At 49.2% G+C, this 24386-nt stretch carries 21 protein-coding genes and 1 pseudogene; 9 read left to right on the top strand and 13 right to left on the bottom strand.

Annotated features, from left to right (window positions below):
• Window positions 1-433 precede the first annotated feature (433 nt).
• The 5 genes and pseudogenes from AC6IB1_RS11960 (at window position 434) to oppF (ending at window position 5064) form a co-directional block, all read left to right on the top strand.
• Window positions 434-1561, top strand: a complete 1128-nt coding sequence (locus tag AC6IB1_RS11960) for an ISAs1 family transposase (RefSeq protein WP_497566782.1) — start codon at window positions 434-436, stop codon at window positions 1559-1561.
• Window positions 1562-1578: 17 nt separating this feature from the next.
• Window positions 1579-2169: pseudogene (locus AC6IB1_RS11955) on the top strand (ABC transporter permease subunit); the annotation flags it as partial.
• A 13-nt stretch (window positions 2170-2182) separates the two neighbouring features.
• Entirely contained in the window at window positions 2183-3094 is a 912-nt protein-coding gene (gene oppC / locus AC6IB1_RS11950; protein WP_497569134.1) for an oligopeptide ABC transporter permease OppC, read from the top strand.
• A 9-nt stretch (window positions 3095-3103) separates the two neighbouring features.
• A complete protein-coding gene (locus AC6IB1_RS11945; protein ID WP_497566851.1) occupies window positions 3104-4069 on the top strand; it encodes an ABC transporter ATP-binding protein in 966 nt (321 codons plus the stop codon).
• The gene (gene oppF / locus AC6IB1_RS11940) at window positions 4069-5064 is read left to right on the top strand and encodes a murein tripeptide/oligopeptide ABC transporter ATP binding protein OppF (RefSeq protein WP_497566850.1); all 996 of its coding nucleotides are present in this window, start codon (window positions 4069-4071) and stop codon (window positions 5062-5064) included. The genes AC6IB1_RS11945 and oppF overlap by 1 nt, the downstream gene beginning before the upstream one ends.
• Before the next feature lie 62 nt (window positions 5065-5126).
• On the opposite strand, the gene AC6IB1_RS11935 is transcribed toward oppF, so the two are convergent.
• From AC6IB1_RS11935 to AC6IB1_RS11915, 5 genes are all read right to left on the bottom strand, one after another.
• Window positions 5127-6260: a ribosomal protein uL16 3-hydroxylase gene (locus tag AC6IB1_RS11935; protein WP_497566849.1), complete on the bottom strand. Its 1134-nt coding sequence runs from the start codon at window positions 6258-6260 to the stop codon at window positions 5127-5129.
• Between the two features lie 124 nt (window positions 6261-6384).
• Window positions 6385-7755: an adenylosuccinate lyase gene (gene purB, locus AC6IB1_RS11930; RefSeq protein ID WP_497566848.1), complete on the bottom strand. Its 1371-nt coding sequence runs from the start codon at window positions 7753-7755 to the stop codon at window positions 6385-6387.
• Window positions 7756-7777: 22 nt separating this feature from the next.
• Window positions 7778-8398 carry a high frequency lysogenization protein HflD gene (gene hflD / locus AC6IB1_RS11925; protein ID WP_497566847.1) on the bottom strand — a complete coding sequence of 207 codons (621 nt, stop codon included), beginning with the start codon at window positions 8396-8398 and terminating at the stop codon, window positions 7778-7780.
• 13 nt (window positions 8399-8411) lie between these two features.
• Window positions 8412-9524 carry a tRNA 2-thiouridine(34) synthase MnmA gene (mnmA, locus tag AC6IB1_RS11920; RefSeq protein ID WP_497566846.1) on the bottom strand — a complete coding sequence of 371 codons (1113 nt, stop codon included), beginning with the start codon at window positions 9522-9524 and terminating at the stop codon, window positions 8412-8414.
• Window positions 9525-9608: 84 nt separating this feature from the next.
• Window positions 9609-10268, bottom strand: coding sequence for a pseudouridine synthase (locus tag AC6IB1_RS11915; protein ID WP_497566845.1), 660 nt, complete (start codon window positions 10266-10268; stop codon window positions 9609-9611).
• A gap of 222 nt (window positions 10269-10490) precedes the next feature.
• On the opposite strand from AC6IB1_RS11915, the gene icd reads away from it, so the two are divergent.
• Entirely contained in the window at window positions 10491-11738 is a 1248-nt protein-coding gene (icd, locus tag AC6IB1_RS11910; RefSeq protein WP_005503337.1) for an NADP-dependent isocitrate dehydrogenase, read from the top strand.
• Between the two features lie 274 nt (window positions 11739-12012).
• Here the strand turns inward: icd and cspD are convergent, their stop codons facing one another.
• A complete protein-coding gene (cspD, locus tag AC6IB1_RS11905) occupies window positions 12013-12234 on the bottom strand; it encodes a cold shock domain-containing protein CspD (RefSeq protein ID WP_497566844.1) in 222 nt (73 codons plus the stop codon).
• Between the two features lie 815 nt (window positions 12235-13049).
• Here cspD and clpS point away from each other — a divergent pair.
• Together clpS and clpA are read left to right on the top strand one after the other, a co-directional pair.
• Window positions 13050-13370 (top strand): ATP-dependent Clp protease adapter ClpS, encoded by a 321-nt coding sequence (clpS, locus tag AC6IB1_RS11900; protein ID WP_005503335.1) that lies wholly within the window; start codon window positions 13050-13052, stop codon window positions 13368-13370.
• A 58-nt stretch (window positions 13371-13428) separates the two neighbouring features.
• A complete protein-coding gene (clpA, locus tag AC6IB1_RS11895) occupies window positions 13429-15690 on the top strand; it encodes an ATP-dependent Clp protease ATP-binding subunit ClpA (RefSeq protein ID WP_497566843.1) in 2262 nt (753 codons plus the stop codon).
• A 99-nt stretch (window positions 15691-15789) separates the two neighbouring features.
• Here the strand turns inward: clpA and infA are convergent, their stop codons facing one another.
• The 7 genes from infA to ald all read right to left on the bottom strand — a co-directional run bounded on the left by infA (window position 15790) and on the right by ald (window position 23560).
• A complete protein-coding gene (gene infA / locus AC6IB1_RS11890; RefSeq protein WP_005503333.1) occupies window positions 15790-16008 on the bottom strand; it encodes a translation initiation factor IF-1 in 219 nt (72 codons plus the stop codon).
• Between the two features lie 209 nt (window positions 16009-16217).
• A complete protein-coding gene (locus AC6IB1_RS11885) occupies window positions 16218-16928 on the bottom strand; it encodes an arginyltransferase (RefSeq protein WP_497566842.1) in 711 nt (236 codons plus the stop codon).
• Entirely contained in the window at window positions 16921-17637 is a 717-nt protein-coding gene (gene aat, locus AC6IB1_RS11880; protein WP_497566841.1) for a leucyl/phenylalanyl-tRNA--protein transferase, read from the bottom strand. The genes AC6IB1_RS11885 and aat overlap by 8 nt, the downstream gene beginning before the upstream one ends.
• A gap of 98 nt (window positions 17638-17735) precedes the next feature.
• Window positions 17736-19457 (bottom strand): heme ABC transporter ATP-binding protein/permease CydC, encoded by a 1722-nt coding sequence (gene cydC / locus AC6IB1_RS11875; RefSeq protein WP_497566840.1) that lies wholly within the window; start codon window positions 19455-19457, stop codon window positions 17736-17738.
• Complete coding sequence (cydD, locus tag AC6IB1_RS11870; protein ID WP_497566839.1) at window positions 19450-21219, bottom strand: heme ABC transporter permease/ATP-binding protein CydD; 1770 nt, start codon at window positions 21217-21219, stop codon at window positions 19450-19452. Before cydD ends, cydC begins: the two co-directional genes overlap by 8 nt.
• 130 nt (window positions 21220-21349) lie before the next feature.
• Window positions 21350-22312 (bottom strand): thioredoxin-disulfide reductase, encoded by a 963-nt coding sequence (gene trxB, locus AC6IB1_RS11865; protein ID WP_497566838.1) that lies wholly within the window; start codon window positions 22310-22312, stop codon window positions 21350-21352.
• Window positions 22313-22444: 132 nt separating this feature from the next.
• A complete protein-coding gene (gene ald, locus AC6IB1_RS11860; RefSeq protein WP_497566837.1) occupies window positions 22445-23560 on the bottom strand; it encodes an alanine dehydrogenase in 1116 nt (371 codons plus the stop codon).
• Window positions 23561-23725: 165 nt separating this feature from the next.
• Between ald and lrp the strand changes: the two genes are divergently transcribed.
• Entirely contained in the window at window positions 23726-24220 is a 495-nt protein-coding gene (gene lrp / locus AC6IB1_RS11855; RefSeq protein WP_040528471.1) for a leucine-responsive transcriptional regulator Lrp, read from the top strand.
• Window positions 24221-24386 lie beyond the last annotated feature (166 nt).

Below are 24386 nucleotides of genomic sequence, written 5' to 3'. Positions count from 1 at the left end.
TTCGCTTTTTCTTCTTCGTTTGCCGGCTTTTTGGCAGAAGGGATAAAGCCATGTCGGACGCGAGAGCACAGAGGTCTGGAATTAGAGCCAGCAGGTCTCATTATCTTGATCGTCTCTTTTTATATGTTAAACACGAGAGTTTGCACCTCAGTGCCGATAAAACTGACTTCATTACATCGGTACAGAGACATAGTGCTCAAAAATTAATATTTTAACAATTGAATGTGAGTCATATCTGGAATTAAAGCAAATAAAATATAACCAGTGTTATTTTTATTCCTTCATGTTATTAAAAAAGCAAAAATTAATGTTTTTAGTAGGTTGGAGCACAGTGTTCCCAGGGCAAGATCATGAATATTTTTTGTCCAATTCGAGGTCAAAATTGACCTGACGAGTCGACTGTGATCTTATGCTCCTCTTTTGAGGAGAAGCCATGAATTTAGATACCATCAAAGCGTATTTCAGCATCATCCGTGACGAGCGGCAAAGCGCAAAAGTAGACTACCCACTGTTTGATATTCTATTTGGTTCAATCTGTGCCGTTATCGCTGGAGGCCAAGGCTGGACTGATATTCGCGAGTACGTTCTTGGTCACCATGAGTGGTTCCTTAAACAGGGCTTGTTTGAAAAAGGGGTGCCCGTTGATGATACCTTTGCTCGTCTGATTTCAAATATTGATCCCGCTGAATTCCGCGATTGCTTTCTAGCCTGGATGAAAGCCGTTCACAAGCTAACCTGTGGTGAAGTGGTCGCCATTGACGGCAAGACCTTACGCGGCTCTTATGACAGAAACGACAGGCAAAGCACCATCCATATGGTGAGTGCCTATGCCAGCGCCAACCAACTCGTATTGGGCCAGCTTAAAACCGATACTAAGAGCAATGAAATCACCGCGATACCCGCATTGATCCAGATGCTCGACTTGCGAGGCGCCATCGTGACGATTGATGCGATGGCCTGCCAGACCAAGATAGCCAAGGCTATCACGCGCAAAGGCGGCGATTATTTATTGGCGGTTAAGGGCAATCAAGGCAAGTTAGCGGCAGCGGTACAGGCCGCTTTCAGTCCACATCGACGCGCTCCGATTGACAGAGGCACATGTCAAATTGAGAAGCAGAAAGGCCGGATTGAAGCGCGTACTTGTCATGTCCTGAGTGCATGTGAGTTGGACGGTGACTTCTCCATCTGGAATGGGCTAACCAGTATTGTGATGGTCGAAAACTACCGGGCAGCAAAAGGCAAAGAGCCAGAGTTGGAGTATCGCTACTACATCAGTTCAGCCGAGCTGACCCCAGAGCAGGCAGGAGATGCAATCCGGGCTCACTGGGGCATTGAGTCCATGCATTGGATTTTAGATGTCAGTATGCGGGAAGATGCTTGCCAGATTTACCGAGCAAACGCCGCTGAAAACTTGGCAGGGTTAAGGCACATGGCACTTAACATGCTCAGGGCAGAACCCACCAAGATTAGCGTACCGATGAAACAGAAACGTTGCATGATGAAACCCGCCTTCTTGGAGCAGGTCCTTATGGCCGGATTGACGTCAATGGCTAAATCCTAACCATTCATGCGGACGCCCTGGGTGTCACGGTCGGTACTATCGCCGCGTTGCGGCAAAACAGTTGGGTGGACTATCTCATTATGTCCACATCGATGTTTGGGGTCGTTTTGCCTTCCTTCGTACTTGCCCCGGTACTGATTTATATCTTCTCAATTGGTTTGGGCTGGTTGCCGGCAGGTGGCTGGAATGGCGGTGCAGTCCAGTACATGATCTTACCGATTGTCGCGATGTCCTTTCTTTATATCGCTACGTTTGCGCGGATCACCCGTGGAAGCATGATTGAAACCTTGAATAGTAACTTTATCCGTACCGCGAAAGCGAAAGGCCTGAGTATGCGATACATCGTTATCAAGCATGCACTGCGTCCAGCGCTTCTCCCCGTGGTCTCATATATGGGCCCGGCATTTGTCGGCATCATCACCGGCTCGGTGGTGATTGAAACCATTTTTGGTCTGCCGGGTATCGGAAAGCTGTTTGTAAACGCCGCCTTTAACCGTGATTACTCGCTGGTGTTGGGGATCACTATCCTGATTGGTGCGTTGTTTATCATCTTCAACGCCATTGTTGACATCTTGTTGGCCTGGCTGGATCCGAAGATTCGTTATTAAGGTTTGAATTATGTTGTTAAAAAGAGAAGAAAATAACGAAGCGATCGAGAATTTTTCAGCCAAGCTCGAGGTAGAAGGTCGCAGTCTTTGGCAGGATGCACGCATCCGTTTTATGCGGAACAAAGCGGCGATGACCAGCCTTCTCATCTTGCTATGTATCACCACTTGGGTATTGATTGGCCCATGGTTTGCTACTTATGCATTCGATGATACCGATTGGTATGCGATGCACGCAGCGCCTTCGTTCGGTGAAGGTGGACACATATTTGGTACTGATGCGCTGGGTCGTGATCTCTATGTCCGTACCCTGATGGGCGGTCAGATTTCCCTGATGGTCGGCCTGATGGGAGCACTGGTTGCGGTGGTAATTGGGACTATCTATGGTGCGACCTCAGGGTATATCGGCGGTCGTACTGACCGCGTGATGATGCGTATTCTCGAAATTCTCAACGCCATCCCCTTTATGTTCCTGGTGATCGTTTTGGTGACCTTCTTTGGCCGCAACATCTTCCTGATTTTCGTGGCGATTGGTGCTATCGCCTGGCTGGATATGGCACGTATTGTACGTGGCCAGACGCTCAGCCTGCGGAACAAGGAATTTATCGAGGCGGCACATGTGTGTGGTGTCAGCACCAAAAATATTATCCTCCGTCATATCGTGCCAAATGTGCTGGGTATTGTGGCGGTTTACTCCACCCTGCTTATTCCAACCATGATCCTGATTGAGTCATTCCTCAGTTTCCTGGGCCTGGGTGTGCAGGAACCAATGACAAGCTGGGGTGCATTGCTGCAAGAAGGTGCCCAAACCATGGAATTGGCTATCTGGCAACTGGCTTTCCCGACCCTGTTTATGGTCACCACACTGCTTTGCTTTAATTATGTAGGTGATGGTTTGCGCGACGCGTTGGATCCAAAGGATCGATAAGGAGGAAGTATGAGCCTGTTAGATGTAAAAGATCTGCGCGTTGAATTTAAGACCCAGGATGGGGTGGTCACCGCAGTCAACGACCTGAATTTTTCCCTTGATCGTGGTGAAACTCTCGGGATCGTCGGCGAGTCTGGTTCGGGCAAAAGCCAGACCGTGTTTTCCATCATGGGATTGTTGGCAAAAAATGGCGTTGTCTCTGGTAGCGCAAAGTTTGAAGGCAATGAAATCCTGAACCTGCCCGAAAAGGCACTGAATAAAATCCGTGCAGAACAAATCGCGATGATTTTCCAGGATCCTATGACATCGCTGAACCCGTTCATGAAGGTGAGTGATCAGTTGATGGAAGTGCTCATGTTGCATAAAGGCATGGGAAAAGCGGAAGCATTTGAAGAATCAGTCCGCATGCTGGAAGCGGTGAAAATCCCCGAAGCACGTAAGCGTATCACCATGTATCCGCACGAGTTCTCTGGCGGTATGCGCCAGCGTGTAATGATAGCCATGGCGTTATTGTGCCGGCCGAAACTGCTGATTGCTGATGAACCGACAACGGCACTGGATGTGACCGTCCAGGCGCAAATTATGGAGCTGTTGAATGAGCTGAAATCAGAGTTCAACACCGCGATTATCATGATCACCCATGATCTGGGCGTCGTTGCCGGCTCTTGTGACAAAGTGCTGGTGATGTACGCAGGCCGAACCATGGAATACGGCAAAGTAGATGAGATTTTTTACACACCGAGCCACCCATATACAGAAGGCCTGTTAAAAGCGATCCCACGCTTGGACACGGAAGGAGACGTTTTGCCGACCATTCCGGGTAACCCGCCAAACCTGCTTAAACTGCCACCGGGCTGTCCCTATCAGGACCGCTGTCATCGTATGAGTGACCGCTGTAAGAAGGAATCACCGGTCCTGAAGCCATTTGCTGATGGTCGTTTACGGGCATGTTTTTCTGATCAGGAGGCTTGGTAATGGGAGCGATGGATAAAAAACTGCTGCTTGATATTGAAGATCTGAAAGTGCATTTCAGCATTGCGGCGAAATCAGCCTGGCCTTGGGCAAAGCCTGCTACCTTGAAAGCGGTGGATGGCGTTAATATCAAGCTTTATGAAGGTGAGACGTTAGGTGTTGTCGGTGAGTCCGGGTGTGGTAAGTCTACGTTTGCCCGTGCTGTGATTAGCTTGGTTCAAGCAACGGAAGGTCAGGTAGTGTGGTTGGGTCAGGATCTGACCAAGCTGAATGGCAACAACCTGCGTGAGAAACGCAAAGAAATCCAGATGATTTTCCAGGATCCTCTGGCGTCGTTGAATCCGCGTATGACGGTTGGCGATATCATTGCTGAACCTCTGCATACCTTCTACCCAGAGCTTTCCAAGGAAGAAGTGAAACAGCAGGTACAGGCAATGATGACCCGTGTGGGCCTGTTGCCAAACGTCATCAACCGTTACCCGCACGAATTCTCCGGCGGCCAGTGCCAGCGTATCGGTATTGCCCGTGCGCTGATCCTGAAAACCAAGCTGGTGATTTGTGATGAACCGGTGTCTGCGCTCGATGTGTCGATTCAGGCACAGGTAGTTAATCTGCTGAAAGAGCTGCAAAAAGAGATGGGCCTGAGCCTTATCTTTATCGCGCATGATCTGTCGGTGGTGAAACACATCTCTGATCGCGTGCTGGTGATGTATCTGGGGAATGCGGTAGAGCTGGCAGAAGGTAAGGAGCTGTTCGATAACCCACAGCACCCTTACACCAAAGCCTTGATGTCAGCGGTGCCGGTGCCGGATCCTGAAAAGGAGCGCAATAAGGAAATACAGCTTTTGGAAGGGGAGCTGCCTTCTCCCATAAACCCACCATCGGGCTGTGTGTTCCGTACCCGTTGTCCCCAGGCTAATGAGGCTTGTGCACAGCAAAAACCAACACTGGAAGGAACCGATTTCCACGCCGTTTCCTGCCTTCAGGTTCTCCGATAACGGGGAAACCGATATAAAAAGCCTTCCAAACGGAAGGCTTTTTATCGCGAAAATTCGGTGGTTTAGGCTTGTGGATACCAAAGTCCCTGATTGCAAAGATCCAGCAACAGTGCCAGTAGGGCAGGGTTGTGAGCGATGGCACCCAAATCCTCGCCTGAGAAATATTCCTGGTTACAGAAGACGTTCGCTGCGGCTTCACAGCCTTCTGGCAGTTCAATTGTTTCGCCGTTGATAAAAATCACCGAAGGGTTGGTCTCGTGATATAGTGCCTTGAGGCCAGACACTTTCTCCAGATACAGACCATCTTCCAGAAACTGTTGAAGCTCGTCCGACTGCCAGGGTGGATCGGCCGGCATGATGTCGAGCTCATGGCGCGACTGGCTAAGCTGTTCACCCATCCAGCGTGCTTTGGCCTCTTCATCATTGATAAGTTTCATCAGCATGTCGTTAAGCGCGTTATATTCCGCGGTTGGGATCATGCCGTGTTCATTACGGGTTTGCAGGTTTGGCTCGCAGTAGTGCTTGTCCCCCAACTCGTTGGTCAGCACATAGTCGGCGAAGCCATTCAGCAGCTCTTGTTTTTTCGGTGAACGGTAGCCGATTGAATAGCTCAATGACACCTCAATAGTGTTTCCTTCATGCGGAAAACCCGGCGGAATGTAGAGAATGTCACCCGGCTCCAGAATTTCATCAATGATGGGGTCGAATCCTTCAATTTGACGAAGTCCGGTATGGTGGTTGGCATCTTTGTATTCGCCTTTTTCGCCCACACGCCAGCGACGCTTGCCCATCCCCTGACAGATAAACACGTCGTATTGGTCGATATGTGGACCGACGCCACCTTCCGGCATCGACAGGCACACCATCACATCATCAAACAACCAGTTCGGCAGGCCACGGAAAGGCTCTGCCAATGCGCGAGGACCAGGGTGCCAGTGGTTGGCTGCCTGGACAATCAGCTGTGAGTGAGTGTCCGGGAAGCTTTCAAAACTCTCAAAAGGCCCATGCTGGACGTTCCATTCAGCGTTTAGGTTGGAGACAAAGCGGGAGTCGATCTCTTCTTCCATGGCAAGGCCTGCCACTTCATCCGGGGTGATAGGGTCTTCAAAGTCGATAAAGCCGTTTTTTATCACTACCGGCTCTTTGTGCCAGAAGCGGGTAAGGAATTCGTTCAGGTCGAAATTTAACTGATACATAGAAAGAGTGCTGTTTCTCAAAGTTAGAGGCAATTATATACCCTTGCCAATGTCACGTCAGAACACGGTGAAAATAAAAAGCCCGAACACTGGTGTATTCGGGCTTTTTAACTGAAGTGCTGAATTACAGCGCGTCAGTCAGCTTGATTGCATCGCCAATATAGTTTGCTGGCGTCATTGCTTTCAGACGTGCTTTTTCGTGCTCTGGCAGTTCCAGGCCGTCGATGAACGCGCGCATGCCTTCGCCGTCCACACGCTTGCCACGGGTCAGCTCTTTCAGCTTCTCGTAAGGTTTTTCAATGCCGTAACGACGCATCACGGTTTGTACTGGCTCTGCCAGCACTTCCCAGTTTCTGTCCAGCTCTGCTTCCAGCGCTTCGCGGTTTACTTCCAGCTTGCTGATCCCTTTCAGGGTAGAGGTGTAAGCGATAATGGCATAGCCTACGCCCACGCCTAGGTTACGCAGAACAGTAGAGTCAGTCAGGTCGCGCTGCCAGCGGGAAATTGGCAGTTTTTGCGCCAGGTGGCCGAATACGGCATTCGCCAGACCCAGGTTACCTTCTGAGTTTTCAAAGTCGATCGGGTTGACCTTGTGAGGCATGGTTGAAGAGCCGATCTCACCTGCAATGGTCTTCTGCTTGAAGTGACCCAGTGCGATGTAACCCCACACATCACGATCGAAATCAATCAGGATGGTGTTGAAACGGGCAATTGCGTCGAACAACTCTGCAATGTAATCGTGCGGTTCGATTTGCGTGGTATACGGGTTCCAGGTGATGCCAAGGGATTCAGTGATGAATTCTTCGCTGAACTTGTGCCAGTCCACATCAGGGTAAGCAGACAGGTGGGCGTTATAGTTACCGACAGCGCCATTGATTTTACCCAGGATTTCTACGTTTTCGATTTGCCTGTACTGACGTTCCATACGGTACGCCACGTTCGCCATTTCTTTACCCATGGTGGATGGGGAAGCTGGCTGGCCGTGAGTACGGGACAACAGTGGGACATCACGGTATTCCGCTGCCAGCGCCTTGATAGCGTCAATCACGTTGCGGATTTCTGGCAGGATAATGGTGTCACGCGCTTCTTTCAGCATCAGGGCGTGAGAAGTGTTGTTGATGTCTTCAGAAGTACAGGCAAAGTGAATGAACTCGTTTACTGCATGCAGTTCAGCATTATCTGCGACTTTTTCTTTCAGGAAATACTCAACCGCTTTCACGTCATGGTTGGTGGTACGCTCAATCTCTTTGATGCGCATAGCGTCTGCTTCGCTAAACTCGGCAGCGATTTTGTCAAGCAGTGCATTGGCTTCTGCACTGAATGTCGGTACTTCCTTGATAGCATCTGTTGCTGCCAGCTTTTGTAGCCAACGGATTTCTACGATAGTACGGTATTTCAGTAAGCCAAATTCACTGAAGATAGAACGTAACGCAATCGTTTTCGTCCCGTAGCGGCCATCAACCGGTGAAATAGCTGTCAGTGCTGACAGTTCCATGGGTTTTCTCCTGAATTAAATATTACGAATGTCTGGCTAGGATGATTTTGGCCTGCTCGATCATTTGTTTGCGGCCAAAGATGAGATGACGGCGCTTGCCACCTACCTGACGCCACAGGACAGCAGCGCGGATCCCAGCAAGCAGCAGGGCGCGTACTTTATGTTGCACGCCGGTTTGCTGAAGCTGAGCAGGGTTGCCGGTAACCTGGATTCTCGGGCCTAATGGGCTGATAGTATCGAGGTAAATGCTGGCAAGGTTGCTGATCATTTGATCATCGAGCAGTTCAAAGTGTTGAACCTGACGCTGGACGGTTTCGATACGGTCCGAAAGCTGGGCAAGACTGTCACGGCGACCGGACAGTTTGCGCTCCAGCGCGAGGAGGTTAATCAGATAACGGGTGAGCTCACTGCCTCCGGGGCTGTTATCCAATTCATTAATCAAGGTATTCAAACCGACAGTGAGGTTTTCTTCGTTGCCGAAAACCTCCAGGGTTGAAGAGGGATTCGTGAGGATAATACTGTTCAAGCTGGCACTCAGCGCGTCGTAATCACAACTTCCCTTGCGTGCTATTTCCTGAACCAGTTTGACGGATTGACAGATACCTGCGAACGCGATGGTACGATCAAACAAAGTATTAGCCACAGATGAATGCTCCTTAAATACGCTGTTCGATGATGCCGCCACCCAGGCAAACATCACCGCTGTAAAATACCGCTGACTGACCAGGGGTCACCGCCGCTTGCGGTTCATCAAAGATCACTTTGATCTGATCGCCATCAATGGGCTCGATGGTACATGATATGTCTTGCTGGCGATATCGCGTTTTTACGGTGCACTTCAATGGATCGGTCATTATTTTACGATCTACCCAATGCAGCTGTGCGGCAATCAGACCTTTCGAGAAAAGGCGCGGATGGTCATGACCCTGCGCAACAATCAGAACGTTGCGCTCGACATCTTTATCAACCACGTACCAAGGCGCCTCGTTGCCGTTACCGCCTTTTTGGCCTCCAATGTGCAGACCTTTGCGCTGACCCAGAGTGTGATACATCAAGCCCTGGTGCTCTCCAATCTTTTTACCATCAACGGTTTCAATAATACCCGGTTGCGCAGGCAGGTACTTAGACAGGAAGTCAGTAAACTTGCGTTCCCCGATAAAGCAGATGCCTGTGGAGTCTTTCTTTTTCGCGGTGACCAGCCCTTGTTCTTCTGCGATACGGCGTACTTCCGGCTTTTCCAGGTCGCCGACCGGGAACAGGCTACGGGCAACCTGATCGTGGCTTAATGTATAAAGAAAATAGCTCTGGTCTTTGTTACTGTCGAGACCGCGGAGCATTTGTGCCTTTTCGCCTTCCTGTGTAGGGAAAGTACGGCGAACATAATGGCCCATCGCAATGTAGTCTGCTTCCAGTACTTCGTCAGCAAACTCCAGGAATGCTTTGAATTTAATCTCTTTGTTGCACAGGATGTCCGGATTCGGCGTGCGACCGGCTTTATATTCGGTCAGGAAGTGCTCGAACACATTGTCCCAGTACTCTGCGGCAAAGTTGATGGTGTGAAGCGGGATCCCTAACTTGTCGCAAACGGCCTGTGCATCGGCCAGATCTTCCGCCGCCGAGCAATACTCGTCGTTATCATCTTCTTCCCAGTTTTTCATAAACAGGCCTTCTACCTGATAGCCCTGTTGCTTCAGTAAATAAGCGGACACTGAGGAGTCGACGCCGCCGGACATACCGACAATAACTTTTTTGCTGCTGTTATCTGACATGACGAAATTTCTAGCTCCAATAAAATCGGGGGCAGAGTTTAACAGAAACCTTTACGCGGTTACAGATGGGATATGAGTCACAAATTAATGGCGTGCAGGTGGCGGTACTTCACGCCATTCACCGGGTAGCAGTCCATCAACGGTCCAGTTGCCCATTTGGTAACGCACCAGACGAAGTGTTGGGTGACCTACCGCTGCTGTCATCCGCCGGACCTGACGGTTTCTTCCCTCAGTCAGTGTAATAGAAAGCCAGGTGGTCGGCACAGAAGGGCGGTGGCGGATAGGTGGATTACGATCCCAAATCGTCGGTTCATCCATGATTTCAACGATAGCTGGCAGTGTCCAACCGTCGTTCAATTCTACACCGTCACGGAGTGCATTCAGTGCGCTTTTTGAGGGGATGCCTTCCACTTGCACCCAATATGTTTTGGCCGATTTCGACTTAGGTTGAGTCAGGCGCGCCTGCAAAATGCCATCGTTAGTCAATACCAGCAGTCCCTCACTGTCTTTATCCAGACGGCCGGCAGGGTAGACATCTTTGACCGGGATAAAGTCCGACAGTGTGGAATCACCGGGCTCACCGGTGAACTGCGTCAGGGTATTGAAAGGTTTATTGAATAGAACAACCTTTGTTGGCCCCTTTGGACGCGAAGGTTTTTCATTACGACGGCGTGAAGTGCGTCGAAAGCTTGGTTTCGACGATGGCGTTTTCGCGCCGCGTTTCTGGGTGGTTTTAAACGTCATTAGGTTGTGTCAATCGGGTCGGGTAACAAATGAGACCTTAGTATTATACATGGAATAATGTGATTGGCGTGTTGCTGGAATTACAGTATTCTTTTGCCCGCATGTTATACCAGACAGAACCATTAACTGACGTGCTACAAAGGAAAATCAGTCGATCGGGTGTGGCAGAAAATTGTTCTGTTGGGTCAGCGCAAAATAACAAATGGACGCTAGGAGAATTAAATGGAAAGTAAAGTAGTCGTACCAGCTGGTGAAAAAATTGCGGTAGAAAACGGCAAGCTGGTCGTTCCTAACAACCCAATCATCCCTTACATTGAAGGTGACGGTATTGGTGTTGATGTTAGCCCTGCAATGCTCAAAGTTGTAGATGCGGCAGTCGAAAAAGCTTACGGTGGTGACCGTAAGATCTCCTGGATGGAAATCTACACGGGTGAAAAGTCGACGCAAGTCTATGGTGAAGACCAATGGCTGCCAGCGGAAACACTGGATTTTATTCGTGAATACAAAGTGGCAATTAAAGGCCCTCTGACTACCCCTGTTGGCGGTGGTATTCGTTCTTTGAACGTTGCACTGCGCCAAGAGCTGGATCTGTATATCTGTGCGCGTCCAGTGCGCTATTTCGATGGTGTGCCAAGCCCGCTTAAACACCCAGAATTGACAGACATGGTTATCTACCGTGAAAACTCGGAAGATATTTACGCAGGTGTTGAGTTCAAAGCTGGCACGCCAGAAGCTGACAAAGTGATCAAATTCCTGCGAGACGAAATGGGCGCAACGAAAATCCGTTTCCCACAAGAGTGTGGTATCGGTATTAAACCGGTCTCTGAAGAAGGGACCAAGCGTCTGGTTCGCGCAGCTATCCAATACACGATCGATAACGATCGTGCGTCGATGACACTGGTGCACAAAGGTAACATCATGAAGTTTACCGAAGGTGCGTTTAAAGACTGGGGTTATGAAGTCGCGAAAGAAGAGTTTGGCGCAGAGCTGCTGGATGGCGGCCCATGGATGAGCCTCAAGAACCCGAACACAGGCAAAGAAATCATCATCAAAGACGTGATTGCTGATGCCTTCTTACAGCAAATCTTGCTTCGTCCTGCGGAGTACGATGTGATTGCCACCATGAACCTGAACGGTGACTACATCTCAGATGCACTGGCGGCACAGGTAGGTGGTATCGGTATCGCTCCGGGGGCAAACATTGGTGACGGCGTTGCACTGTTTGAAGCAACGCACGGTACTGCACCTAAATATGCAGGTCAGGATAAAGTGAACCCTGGCTCTCTGATCCTGTCTGCAGAAATGATGCTGCGTCACATGGGTTGGACTGAAGCGGCCGATCTTATTATCAGTGCAATGGAAAAAGCGATCAGCAACAAGACGGTGACCTATGACTTTGAGCGTCTGATGGACGGTGCAACACTGCGTAAGTGCTCAGAATTCGCCCAAGACATGATCGACCAAATGTGATTTGGTTTTTTGGTTAAGGAAGAACCCGGCTCAGGCTGGGTTTTTTTATGCAAAGTGTCCGGTAAGAAGTAGAAAGGGGGAACTTAACGGATAACATTCAATAAGTCTCTATCGAGAAATCACAGGGGGATACTGCTGAAGACTGAGGATTGATAGGGGAACGTTAAGAAGCAAGAGAAGTGCACCGGTGAGAGGTGAACAAAAAGAGCGAACCCAACGTCCACTCTTTCTATTTTAAACCTTCCGGCAGCAAAAAAGCTTTTAGCAACACGGTTTATTTTAAGGCATCGCTCTCGACAGGAACAATTTGGCTGGCGTGGTAACCTTTCGGACCTTCCTGCACTTCATAATTCACTGTTTGGCCCGCTTTCAGTGTGCGGTATCCATCCATTTGGATCGTTGAATAATGAGCGAAGATATCGCCTTCTCCTTCATCAGGGCAGATGAATCCAAACCCTTTAGCGTTGTTAAACCATTTAACTGTACCAGTTGCCATGCGAAACATCCCTCTTGCATTCAAATTGCATAATTATGAGTAAAACCAACATGTGCAATCACGTTACTCAGAAGTAATTGATGCTGTATGTTTTTACTTCAACTCCCACTCTAGTAGAAAGATTTAGACAGTCAAGCCTGTGAGTGTTCATATAACAACATTTTAATAAAAATGGCTATTGTTCTGACAGAAGGATGATTGTGGTATCATTTTTGTAAACAAAGTTTCATTAATGACGCAAAAGTTGTCTAGGTAAAACTTTGATATGTTGGGATTATTTATAGGGTAGTCAATGATTCCCTGTTTCATTGGTGTATGTGTTCTGGGGTGACTTTTATTTTATTTCAATAAAACTAATACATTGCGGTCAATACAGTACATTGTGAATTGATATGTTAATACACTAGGTGCTAGATATATGTAAAAGGTGATATGAAATCACCAAACATTCATCTTGGAAATTAAGTTGTTTGAGAAAGAGACAGCTCCGCTATAAATGAGACGATGGGATGTTGAATTGTTGTGTATGGAATTTTCTACATGCCTATGGGTGTAAGTGCCCGAATTTGAAGTGAAACTTTATTGATATGATCTTAGCCGGATGAGAGTGGATAAAAAAAAGCCAATTTTCTAAGAGGAATGACATCCGATAGATACCTTCCATAGCAATGAAGCGGTTGCTGGAATACAATCTGTGCATTACGTTTTAAAGAGTGGTAGGGATTCTTGTGTTTGACGTCTCAATCTAGGATTCTGGCGTATAAATAATTGTTTTGTAAGAAACACTTGAGCTACCTTAAAGATTGTAAGCCCTTATGAGCAAAAAGTACGAGTGGATAGTTCCGGATTCTGACGTTAAAGAGGCGGAAGAAACCAAATTAAAACCGCCATCGTTATATAAAGTGGTATTGAATAACGATGACTACACCCCCATGGAGTTTGTTGTGGAGGTGTTGCAACGTTTCTTTTCAATGGACATTGATAAAGCAACACAGTTGATGCTGACGGTGCACTACGAAGGTAGAGCTGTTTGTGGCATTTACACTGCGGAAGTTGCCGAGATGAAAGTCGCACAAGTCATGATGTATGCAAAAGAACATCAACACCCACTGTTGTGTACTATGGAGAAGGCCTGAGCAGGGAAACCGGTTTTTCTTCAGCGCACCATAATGTGGTATTTGAGGGAGGTGCCTTATGCTAAATAAAGAACTCGAAGCAAGCCTTAACGGGGCATTTGCAAGAGCACGTGAAAAACGTCATGAGTTCATGACAGTTGAACATCTGCTATTGGCGCTTCTGGAAAACGTGGCAGCCCGGGAAGCATTACTCGCTTGCCGCGCCGATCTTGATGCTCTGCGCAAAGAGCTGGAAGCATTCATTGAACAAACCACACCGCTTATTCCCGTCGACGATGACAATCGAGAGACTCAGCCGACCCTGAGCTTCCAACGTGTGCTCCAGCGTGCTGTGTTTCACGTTCAGTCCTCTGGCCGCAGTGAAGTAAGTGGTGCAAATGTCCTGGTGGCCATTTTCAGCGAGCAGGAGTCCCATGCGGCGTACCTTCTCAAAAAGAACGATATCAGCCGGCTGGATGTGGTTAATTACATTTCACATGGCACGACAAAATCCTCTGTCAGTGATGAAGAACTGCCTGGTTCCGATCTGTCTTCAGATGAAGCAGCTGTTGAAGGTGGGGAAGAGCGCCTTGAGAATTTTGCGACCAATCTTAACCAATTGGCACGTGTCGGTGGTATAGACCCGCTTATTGGACGTGAAAAAGAACTGGAACGCACGATTCAAGTGCTGTGCCGTCGTCGGAAAAATAATCCGCTACTGGTGGGTGAAGCTGGCGTAGGTAAAACAGCCATTGCTGAGGGACTGGCATGGCGTATTGTTGAAGGACAAGTGCCTGACATTATTCAGGACTGCGTGATTTATTCACTGGATATTGGTTCACTGCTTGCCGGTACCAAGTATCGCGGTGATTTTGAAAAACGCTTCAAGGGCATCCTGAAGCAGTTGGAAAAAGAAGATCATGCCGTGTTGTTCATCGATGAAATCCACACCATTATTGGTGCAGGGGCAGCGTCCGGTGGTCAGGTTGATGCGGCAAATCTGATTAAGCCTTTATTATCAAGCGGTAAGATTCGCTGTATTGGATCAACCACCTATCAGGAGTACAGTAGCATTTTCGAAAAAGAGCGGGCGTTGGCACGTCGCTTCCAGAAAATTGATGTGGTTGAACCGTCGCTGGATGACACCACCAAGATCCTGATGGGACTGAAACCCAAATATGAAGCGCACCACGAAGTTCGTTACACCAATAAGGCGATTCGTGCTGCGGTGGAATTGTCGGCAAAATACATTAACGAGCGACACTTGCCTGACAAGGCCATTGATGTCATTGATGAAGCAGGCGCGCGTTGTCGTCTTGCACCAGCCAGTAAGCGTAAGAAAACGGTTGGTGTGGGTGATATTGAAGCCATGATCGCCAAGATGGCGCGTATCCCTGAGAAATCAGTGTCTTCGACAGATCGCGATGTGCTGCAATCACTTGAACAGAAGCTGAAAATGCTGGTGTTTGGGCAGGATGACGCCATCAGCGCATTGTGCGAGGCGATCAAGCTCAGCCGTGCAGGGTTAGGGGCAGAGAATAAGCCTGTGGGTTCATTTCTGTTTGCCGGTCCTACGGGCGTCGGTAAAACGGAGGTAACGGTGCAGTTAGCCCGTGCGATGGGAATCGAGCTTCAGCGCTTTGACATGTCCGAATACATGGAACGCCACACGGTGAGCCGTTTGATTGGTGCCCCTCCGGGTTACGTTGGTTATGATCAGGGCGGTCTGTTGACGGATGCGGTGATCAAGCACCCCCATTGTGTTGTGCTGCTGGATGAGATTGAGAAAGCACATCCGGATGTCTTTAACCTGCTGTTGCAAGTGATGGATAACGGTACGTTGACAGACAATAATGGCCGTAAAGCCGATTTCCGTAATGTCATCTTGGTGATGACGACTAATGCGGGTGTGACTGAAACCGTTCGTAAGTCGATTGGTCTGATCCAGCAGGATCACAGCCATGATGCGATGTCGGAAATCAAGAAAGTGTTTTCACCGGAATTCCGTAACCGTCTGGATAATATTATCTGGTTCAATCACCTCGACAAGAGCATCATCCTGCAGGTTGTTGATAAGTTTATTGTCGAACTGCAAGCGCAGCTTGATGCGCGTGGTGTATCGCTTGAGGTGACTGATAAAGCGAAACTCTGGCTGTCAGAGAAGGGCTATGACAAGTCCATGGGTGCCCGCCCAATGGCGAGGGTGATGCAGGAGCACGTTAAAAAGAACTTGGCAAACGAGCTGTTGTTTGGATGTTTGGTCAATGGTGGAACGGTCAAAGTTGGTGTAAAAAACGACAAACTGACTTTCAGTTTCAGCGATGAAATGGAACCTGCGTAATACGTAATAATTCTGTATCCGGGTGTTTTGCACCCGGATCAGCAAAACGACAAAAACCCGGCAATCGCCGGGTTTTTTGTGTTTCGCGAGACGTGAGGATTAGCGCGCGCGGAAGATGATACGACCTTTCGACAAATCGTAAGGTGTCATCTCAACGGTAACTTTGTCACCGGTCAGGATACGGATGTAGTTTTTGCGCATCTTACCTGAGATGTGAGCTGTAACTACGTGACCGTTCTCAAGCTCTACGCGGAACATGGTGTTTGGCAGGGTGTCCAGGACAACACCTTGCAATTCAATTACGTCTTCTTTTGCCATTTAATCCTCTTGGGCTACCGATCAGCCAAATTTTGACCGGCAGATAATGCCTTGATTGATTGAGTCTGTAAAGATTAGGGGGCGAATTTTACCCCTTTGCTCCCGTACTGACCAGTAAAAATCGGTGAAAGGTTATGCTTTGCACGTATTTCCGTTTCAATAGGCAGAATAAATTGAAGGCAGTAGCAGGTTTGTATACGACCCGTTGCTCAACGCCGATATCTTTCGCCCTCTACCCATACGCCTGCGATATACCTTTGGTGAGGGACGAATTTCTGTTTGTAGTTCATGGCACTGCAGGCGTCGATTTGAAAGCCGAGATAGAGCCAGGGAATGTTGTTTTCACGGGCTTTCTGGATTTGGGCTAGAACGCACAGTGAGCCGAGAGACCAACTATGATCCGGTTCGAAAAAACTGTAGATGGCGCTGTAGCCATTCTCAAGCACATCGGTAACGGCAATAGCAATAAGCTTCCCGTCTTCGTAAAGGTGCAGGTATTGAGACGTTTGCCAGTCACTTTGCACAAAGGAGGAGAAATCGTGTTCATTCGCCGGATACATAGAACCATTGGCATGGCGGGCAGTAATATAACGTTCGTACAATGGAAACCAGTCATTGTCCATTGTGTCTTTCATCACCACATCCAATCGTTTGAGTTGGCTTAGGTGGCGTTTTTGGCTTCTGGAAGGGGTAAAGTTGTAGGTGTCCACACGAAGTGAGTGACAAGCGGTACAGGCTTGGCAATAGGGACGGTAGATATGGTTACCACTGCGCCGGAAGCCACTTTTTACCAGAAGGCTGTATCCGCTCACCGTATGCATTTCCGGGGTTAACACCAACGCCACAGACTCTTGCTGGTCTGGAAGATAACTGCAGGAAGACGGTGCCATCACCCCAATATTTATCGTCTGGTTAGTCATGGGTGATATCAATCCATTGTGAACGGAACAGTGATGCATCCGTCACCTGATTTTTCATGTCCTCAACAAGTTGGACAAAGGTGTCCCTTGGCATCGGTTTTGCCCCAAGCGATGCAAGGTGATCAGTCATCATCTGGCAGTCAATCATCTGGCCGCCTCCGCGTTTGAAATGCTCACAGAAATACCATAGCGCGGTTTTTGAGGCGTTGGTTTTCAGGGAGAACATGGATTCGCCGCAGAAAAGGGTTCCGACGTTCACACCGTACAAGCCGCCTATCAGCTCACCTTCTTGCCATACCTCCACGCTGTGGGCTGAACCTAACTGATGAAGCAGGGTATAGGCTTCCCGCATTTCCGGTGTGATCCAGACCTGGTGTTCACCACGGATCAGTGCGCAATGCTGGATAACCTGTTCGAATGCCTGATTGACCGAGACCCTGTAGCCTTGCTTTCGGACAAACTTCTTCAGGCTACGGGCGGGAACGAATGTCGATGGGTCAATGACAGCACGCTCAGCCGGTGACCACCAGAATAAAGGCTCGTCAACACCAAACCAGGGAAAGATGCCTCGGGAATACGCGGCCCGCAGGCGTTCCGGAGAAAGATCACCGCCAATCGCCAGCAGGCCATCTGGTTCATCTAAGGCTGATGAAACAGGTGGAAAGCGTTCGGGGTTGTTGTCATCCAATGGCGGAAGGTAAATTGTCATGTCTCAATCATTAACGTGAAAAAGGGAGCAATATTCCTTTTATTGCCACATAACCAGAAGTTCATCAACTTCTGGTTATGAAGGTATAGATAAATGGCTTACTGAATACGCTGAAGCAACTGGCTGTATCGCCCGTTTGCAGTTTTCAGTGATTCATGTGAGCCTTGTTCGATGATTTGGCCTTCATCCATCAGACAGACCTTGTCCATGTTTGCCAGCCCGACCAGACGGTGAGTAATAAACAGCACTGTTTTATCTTCTGCATGATTCAGCAGCAACGAAAGGATTTGCTGTTCAGTCTGAACATCCAATCCTTCTGTGGGTTCATCCAGCAGCAGGATAGGCGCATCCCGAAGCAAGGCTCGGGCGATGCCCAGACGGCGACGTTCACCTCCTGAAAGCTGGCGGCCACCGTCACCCAGCCAGGTATCCAGCCCCGGTCCTTCCAGCAGGGCTGAGAGGCCAACCTGTTCGATAACTGAGATCAGCTCTCCATCGGTTGCGGTGGGTTTGGCCATGGTCAGATTATGGCGCAGCGTACCGTTAAATACATCAACACGCTGGCTGACAACGGCAATCGAGCTTCGTAATGCAGACTCGCGCCAGGTATCCAGTGCAACACCGTCAACACTGATTGAACCTGATTGCGGATCCCAGGAACGGGTGATCAGCTGTAGCAGGGTTGATTTACCGCATCCTGTACGACCCAGCAGAGCCACTTTTTCCCCGGCTTTGATGTTCAGGGAAACCTCGTTGACCGCGGGTTTTTCTGCCCCGGCGTAAGTAAAACTGACATTATCGAAACAGATATCTCCCTTAGCTGTGTTGTTGTAGCCCATCGGGTCAAACGGGGTTTCCGGTTTGGCTTCGATAATCTCGTTCAAGCGTTTAGCGGACGTAATGGTTTGGCTCAGGTACTGGAATGCACCGGCAACTGGCATCATCAGCTCAAAGCTCGCCATCGTGGCAAACGCTACCATAGCTACATAGGGATTAGGCAACTCACCACCGACACCATCCGCCGCTATCCAGAGCATAAATACCAGAGTCAGTCCGTTGGCTGATAACAGTACACCGTTCGCCAGGCCGGTAATACCCGCCATCTGGCGTTGTGCCCCTAGTAGACGCTGCTCCGCTTCTTCCGCATGTTCGCGGTAACGGTCTGCGGCGCCAAAGATCTGCAGTTCGGCATGTCCCTGTAACCAGTCAAGCAGGGAGACACGCAGTTCTGATTTCGCTTTGGTGATCTCTGCACCGTGCGGCTTACCCAAGCGGTAAAACACCACAGGCAGCACTAACATCAGAGACAGCAGGATGATACCCAATGTCAGGCCTAGCACTGGATCAAACCAATACAGAAACCCGCTGATACACAAAATCCCCAGCACACCGACAATCAGCGGACTGACCAGACGCAGATAGACGTGGTCCATGGCATCAACATCAGCCACAAGTCGGTTCAGGATGTCGGCATCGCGAAGGTTGCCCACTTTGCCCGGAATCAGCGGTGTCAGTTGGTTAAAGAAGAAAATACGCAAGTCTGCCAAAAGCTTGAAGGTAGCATTGTGGCTGACAACACGCTCACCCCAACGGCCTGCGGTACGTGCAATTGAAAACCCTCGGACACCGGCTGCCGGAAGCATATAGTTAAAGTTCTGGGTGGCGAGCAGGCCAGCGACAGCCGATGCGGCAATAAACCACCCGGAAAGGGTCAGAAGGCCAATCGCCGCTGCCAGGGTGGCAAACGAAAGCAACATGCCCAGAGACAGGCCAAACCAATGCTTCTTATAAAGTTTAAGAAAGGGGATCAAATCACGCATCGAGATCGCTCCTGTCTACTGCCTGGATCATCTCTGCGAAGATCCCTTCATGTTTCAGTGCCTCAAAGGTGCCCTGTTGCACCAATCTGCCTTTTTGCATCACCAAGATATTGTCACAGCCGCCCAACTGATCGATACGGTGGCTGACTAACAAGGTCGTGGTGTCTCTGGTTGCCCGCTCAAGGCTTTCCATCACTAAGCGTTCACTGGCAGCGTCCAGACTGGCGGTTGGTTCATCAAGCAACCAAAAGCGTCCATCCTGAAGCAGTGCACGGGCAACAGCAATACGCTGAGCCTGACCAACAGAGAGGCCAGCTGCCCGGTCGCCTACAGGGTGAGCCATACCTTTTTCCAGGCGCTGGATGAACTCGTCCGCGTATGCTGCCTTCGCGACACGCTGAATTTGTTCGTCCGTTGCCATGGGAACTGCCAGGCTAATGTTGTCTTTGATGGTGCCATGAAAAAGTTGCGGGTTCTGGCCTACCCAGCTGATCTGTTTACGCCAGTACGCCAGATCGGCGGCATTCAGCTCTACACCATTGATGGTCAGGCTGCCACGATAGGGGAGAAAGCCGAGAATCGCGTTGATAAGGCTGGTTTTACCTGCGCCACTTTGCCCTACCAGAGCAACTTTTTGTCCAGATTGAATCGTAAAGCTGACAGGACCAGCCAGCACGACGCCATCAGGGCTGAGCACTTCCAGATTATCGGCGCTGATTGAGATGGCATCGCTCGAAATCTTAACGTTACCTGATGCCTGATGTTCTGGGGTTGCTTCCAGAAAATTCACGATTGATTCAGCGGCGCCAATGGCCTGTGCTTTGGCATGGTAAAACGTGCCCAGATCACGCAGGGGCTGATAAAACTCAGGAGCCAATACCAGTACAAAGAGACCGATAAACAGTGAGATTCCGATACCATAATGGCCGAAGTTCAGCTCTCCAATGTAGCTGAAACCAAAGTAGACGGCGGTAACCGCAATGGAAAGTGCGGTAAAGAATTCCAGTACGGCAGAAGAGAGAAACGCCAGACGCAGCACTTCCATGGTGCGCTTTCGAAAATCATCGGACGCGACGCGAAGGTGATTGCTCTCTGCGTCAGCCTGATCAAACAAACGGATTGTTGACAGACCACGGAGACGGTCATAAAAGTGGCCCGACAGGCGTTGCAGTGCTTTGAAGTTGCGGCGGTTGGCGTCTGCGGCACCCATACCGACCAAGGCCATAAAAAACGGTACCAGCGGAGCTGTGAGAAGGAAGATCAGGCCTGCAGCCCAGTTAAGCGGAAAAACAGCAATCAGGATAATAAAGGGAATTAATACTGCAATTGCCATCTGTGGCAGATAACGGGCAAAGAAATCCTGCATTTCCTCCACTTGCTCAAGTACCAGACTGGCCCAGGTACCCGCTGGTTTCCCCTGAATAGTAGCAGGGCCAAGTGTATGAAGTTTATCGAGGATCAGTCTGCGAATATGCAGGCGGACGGCTTCCCCGGCACGGTAACCTGCCTGCTCTTTCCCCCAACTGCATAGTGCACGGATACAGACAACAATGCCAAGCGCAACAAAAGACAACCAGAGGTCAGCTTTGTTGGCATTATCGATGATCAATTGATGAAGGATGTCAGCGAGTAAAGCGGCCTGAGCGACCAAAAAAAGGCCGGATAAAAACGCCAGTCCAATGGCTGTCATTAGCCAGTTTTTTCCTAGCTTGCTTTGCCCCTTGAGCCATTGGGCGAGCGAGCGCTGTTTCTTTTTATCCATAGTACTTCATAGGTATTGTTATATTTCCGATACAGTCAGGCGTGGTTGCTTTCCTTGGTTCGTATCGGATCTGGAAGGCTGATATGACAAAAATACAGGCCCAACCAAAAGTGGGCCTGATAAAGATGGATTACTGTTTTTTCTCAAGTGCATCCAGGTAGCGTTCGGCATCCAATGCCGCCATACAACCTGTACCTGCGGAGGTAATTGCCTGACGATAGATGTGGTCCATCACGTCACCTGCAGCAAAGACACCTTCAACACTGGTTTGTGTTGCATTGCCTTCAAGACCTGACTGAACTTTGATATAACCGTTGTTCATTTCCAGTTGGCCTTCAAAAATATCGGTGTTCGGCTTATGACCAATGGCGACAAACACGCCCATTACATCCAGCTCTTCAGTTGCGTCTGATTGGGTATCTTTAATACGAACACCTGTGACACCCATGTCATCACCCAGCACTTCATCGAGAACACGGTCAGTATGCAGAATGATGTTGCCGCTCTCAACTTTGTCCATCAGACGGCTGACCAGAATTTTTTCTGCACGGAACGTGTCGCGACGGTGAATCAGATGTACCTCTGAAGCGATATTGGACAGATAAAGTGCTTCTTCAACTGCGGTGTTTCCACCACCGATAACCGCCACTTTCTGGTTGCGGTAGAAGAAACCGTCGCAAGTCGCACAGGCTGAAACACCACGACCTTTGAAGTTTTCTTCTGATTCCATGCCCAGATATTGTGCCGATGCGCCGGTTGCGATGATCAGTGCGTCACAGGTGTACTCGCCGTTGTCGCCTTTCAGGCGGAAAGGGCGCTGGGTCAGATCGGTTTCGTTGATGTGGTCGAAAATGATTTCAGTGTCAAATTTTTCAGCGTGTTCTTTCATACGCTCCATCAGCGCCGGGCCAGTCAGACCTTCAGCATCACCCGGCCAGTTTTCAACCTCTGTCGTGGTCGTTAGCTGACCGCCCTGTTGCATACCTGTCACCATAACAGGCTTCAGGTTAGCACGCGCTGCATATACCGCAGCAGTGTAACCAGCAGGGCCAGAACCTAAGATTAGAAGGCTTGCGTGCTTTACGTTGCTCATTATTTCTCCGGGTGGACTTAGTGTTATGCAATGGAAGAGATTGTAGGGAAAATGTAGCGCTAAAGAAAGGGCACCATGCGGTGCCCTGTAGCGAAAAATGTTATCTGTTATTACCCGTTTATTATAAGGGAGTTAGGCCAGTGTTCTTCTTGGGTCAACATATTCCAGCCCGAACGCTTCTGCGACTTCTTTTATCGTCACCTTACCATCAATCACATTCAGACCATTCATCAGGTTGGGATCCGATAACAACGCCTCCCGGTAGCCGAGGTTAGCCAGTTTTACAATGTAAGGTAATGTGGCGTTATTCAGTGCAAATGTCGAGGTGCGAGCGACAGCGCCGGGCATGTTCGCTACGCAGTAGTGGACGACGTCATCCACGATATAGGTAGGATCTGCATGTGTGGTTGCTTTAGATGTTTCGAAACACCCTCCCTGGTCGATAGCTACATCAACAACGGCTGAACCCGACTTCATGCGTTTGATGTGGTCTGCGCTAACCAGTTTTGGGGCGGCAGCACCGGGGATTAGCACTGCTCCGATGACTAAATCTGCGGCGAGAACGTGTTTTTCAAGAATTTCTTCTGTCGAATATAAGACTTTTGCGCGACCCTGAAACTCTTCGTCTAATGCACGAAGGGTGTCGATGTTACGCTCTAATATTGTGACCTCTGCACGTATGCCAACGGCTATCCGGGCAGCATTCGACCCGACAACACCACCGCCCAACACCACGATTTTCGCTGGTTCAACCCCGGGGACGCCTCCTAACAGCATGCCTGCGCCACCGCGTGATTTTTCCAGCGCTTGTGCGCCTGCCTGGATGGACATTCGTCCTGCCACTTCCGACATGGGTGCCAAAAGTGGCAATCTGCCCTTAGAATCTGTTACGGTTTCATAGGCTATACAGACAGCGTTGCTCTTGATAAGGTCTTGTGTCTGTGAAAAATCTGGTGCAAGGTGCAAATAAGTAAACAAAATTTGTCCTTCGCGAAGCATGGCACGTTCAACAGCCTGTGGCTCTTTAACTTTGACAATCATTTCAGCAGCAGCGAAAACGTCTTCTGCCGTTGGAAGAATTGATGCACCAGCCTTGATGTAATCATCATCGCTGAAGCCGATGCCCGCGCCTGCCTGCGATTGGACGTGAACAGTGTGGCCATGGGATATCAGCTCGCGAACGCTTGCAGGGACCATACCTACACGATACTCGTGGTTCTTGATTTCTTTAGGTACACCAATGATCATCCTGATTCCTCGCTTCTTTGTAGAGTTATTGGCTGTTGTTCTGTTGTATTGTTGTGTTTAAAGCTAGTATAGTTCGCCGAAAACCGGATTTGATGCTAAATATATAAAACATGTTAGGAATGATGGCATTTAACGTTGCAAGGAAGTAAAAAGGTGGAATAAAAAATGGTTGAAGCCAAAAAGAAACCCTCCAAGGAATTGGACCGTATTGACAGAAATATCCTTAACGAACTTCAAAAAGATGGCCGCGTGTCAAATGTTGAGTTGTCGAAGCGAGTAGGATTGTCGCCAACCCCATGTCTTGAGCGTGTTCGTCGTCTTGAGCGACAAGGGTATATCTCCGGGTATACAGCACTTTTGAACCCTCAGTTTCTTGATGCGTCGCTGCTGGTATTTGTGGAAATTACCCTGAACCGGGGAGCGCCGGATGTGTTTGAACAGTTTAACAAGGCGGTTCAACAGCTTGAAGATATCCAGGAGTGTCATCTTGTGTCGGGTGATTTCGACTATTTGTTGAAAACCCGGGTATCAGATATGTCTGCTTACCGTAAATTGCTCGGTGAGACGTTGTTGCGTCTTCCGGGTGTGAACGACACCCGCACCTATGTGGTGATGGAAGAGGTGAAACAGACTAACCATCTGGTGATCAAAACGCGTTAACATGCTCACAGCTCCCGGACAAAGAGCGTGCTGATAAGTGTTATATTGTGCAAACCGAGCAGCTTGCTGCTCGGTTTGTTTTTTTGTTTGGTGTACACTTTTGCAAAAGCATGGGTATTAACCCAGTAGTTGCCTGAAATCGACGCGTTTTTCGCCAGATGACTCG

This window comes from Grimontia sp. THUN1695 (genome assembly GCF_059704325.2).
Note: the sequence above shows the minus strand (reverse complement) of the source record. Positions and strands in the feature narration are given on the sequence as shown.

Excerpts from the sequence above, each read along its gene's own strand:
- clpA (WP_497566843.1), top strand. The coding sequence starts at position 13,429 with ATGCTAAATAAAGAACTCGAAGCAAGCCTTAACGGGGCATTTGCAAGA.
- AC6IB1_RS11915 (WP_497566845.1), bottom strand. The coding sequence starts at position 10,268 with ATGACGTTTAAAACCACCCAGAAACGCGGCGCGAAAACGCCATCGTCG.
- cspD (WP_497566844.1), bottom strand. The coding sequence starts at position 12,234 with ATGGCAACTGGTACAGTTAAATGGTTTAACAACGCTAAAGGGTTTGGA.
- infA (WP_005503333.1), bottom strand. The coding sequence starts at position 16,008 with ATGGCAAAAGAAGACGTAATTGAATTGCAAGGTGTTGTCCTGGACACC.
- AC6IB1_RS11935 (WP_497566849.1), bottom strand. The coding sequence starts at position 6,260 with ATGTATCAGTTAAATTTCGACCTGAACGAATTCCTTACCCGCTTCTGG.
- mnmA (WP_497566846.1), bottom strand. The coding sequence starts at position 9,524 with ATGTCAGATAACAGCAGCAAAAAAGTTATTGTCGGTATGTCCGGCGGC.
- AC6IB1_RS11885 (WP_497566842.1), bottom strand. The coding sequence starts at position 16,928 with ATGACTAACCAGACGATAAATATTGGGGTGATGGCACCGTCTTCCTGC.
- clpS (WP_005503335.1), top strand. The coding sequence starts at position 13,050 with ATGAGCAAAAAGTACGAGTGGATAGTTCCGGATTCTGACGTTAAAGAG.
- cydC (WP_497566840.1), bottom strand. The coding sequence starts at position 19,457 with ATGCGTGATTTGATCCCCTTTCTTAAACTTTATAAGAAGCATTGGTTT.
- aat (WP_497566841.1), bottom strand. The coding sequence starts at position 17,637 with ATGACAATTTACCTTCCGCCATTGGATGACAACAACCCCGAACGCTTT.
- ald (WP_497566837.1), bottom strand. The coding sequence starts at position 23,560 with ATGATCATTGGTGTACCTAAAGAAATCAAGAACCACGAGTATCGTGTA.
- AC6IB1_RS11960 (WP_497566782.1), top strand. The coding sequence starts at position 434 with ATGAATTTAGATACCATCAAAGCGTATTTCAGCATCATCCGTGACGAG.
- icd (WP_005503337.1), top strand. The coding sequence starts at position 10,491 with ATGGAAAGTAAAGTAGTCGTACCAGCTGGTGAAAAAATTGCGGTAGAA.
- lrp (WP_040528471.1), top strand. The coding sequence starts at position 23,726 with ATGGTTGAAGCCAAAAAGAAACCCTCCAAGGAATTGGACCGTATTGAC.
- AC6IB1_RS11945 (WP_497566851.1), top strand. The coding sequence starts at position 3,104 with ATGAGCCTGTTAGATGTAAAAGATCTGCGCGTTGAATTTAAGACCCAG.
- purB (WP_497566848.1), bottom strand. The coding sequence starts at position 7,755 with ATGGAACTGTCAGCACTGACAGCTATTTCACCGGTTGATGGCCGCTAC.
- cydD (WP_497566839.1), bottom strand. The coding sequence starts at position 21,219 with ATGGATAAAAAGAAACAGCGCTCGCTCGCCCAATGGCTCAAGGGGCAA.
- trxB (WP_497566838.1), bottom strand. The coding sequence starts at position 22,312 with ATGAGCAACGTAAAGCACGCAAGCCTTCTAATCTTAGGTTCTGGCCCT.
- oppF (WP_497566850.1), top strand. The coding sequence starts at position 4,069 with ATGGGAGCGATGGATAAAAAACTGCTGCTTGATATTGAAGATCTGAAA.